Annotated in this window: 1 tRNA gene and 2 rRNA genes; all 3 read right to left on the bottom strand. The window is 41.9% G+C overall.

Going from position 1 to position 579, the window contains the following annotated elements:
• Positions 1 to 78 (bottom strand): 23S ribosomal RNA (locus tag EZV73_RS28400); the annotation flags it as partial.
• Positions 79 to 293: 215 nt separating this feature from the next.
• A tRNA-Ala gene (locus EZV73_RS28395) sits at positions 294 to 369 on the bottom strand.
• Positions 370 to 446: 77 nt separating this feature from the next.
• Positions 447 to 579: ribosomal RNA gene (locus EZV73_RS28390) — 16S ribosomal RNA — on the bottom strand; the annotation flags it as partial.

Genomic DNA, 579 nt, shown 5'->3' with positions numbered 1-579 from the left:
TGACTTTTCGCAGCTTATCACGTCCTTCATCGGCTCTCAGTGCCTAGGCATCCACCGCATGCCCTTATTAACTTGACCTAGTTAATAATGGTTATAGCGATATAACCTAATTCGCGACTTTCGTCACTAGATTTWAMGTCTCTCGACTGTAAGATTATAGTTYYWCAACTACCTATATAAATATAGGATTTGAGAATATTGTTTTTGCTTGTCGACTATAGCTAATAAATTAACTATTTGTCTTTCATATATGCAATTTTCAAAGAACATCACACTCAGAACTTAATCTGAAATGGTGGAGATAACAGGAGTCGAACCTGCGACCCCCTGCGTGCAAGGCAGGTGCTCTCCCAACTGAGCTATATCCCCATATGGTGTGTTTTAGTGTTTCTATTTAATCTAAAATAGAACACTCAAAACTGAACAGTATGAACTAATTTCCTTAGAAAGGAGGTGATCCAGCCGCACCTTCCGATACGGCTACCTTGTTACGACTTCACCCTAGTCATTGGTTTCACCTTCGACAGCTTCCTCCTTRCGGTTGGATCACTGGCTTCGGGCGCCCCCAACTTCCATGGT

Source organism: Acidaminobacter sp. JC074 (genome assembly GCF_022496765.1).
Taxonomy (GTDB): domain Bacteria; phylum Bacillota; class Clostridia; order Peptostreptococcales; family Acidaminobacteraceae; genus JABXKX01.
The sequence above is the reverse complement of the archived record's forward strand: the minus strand, read 5'-3'. Positions and strand labels throughout refer to the sequence as shown.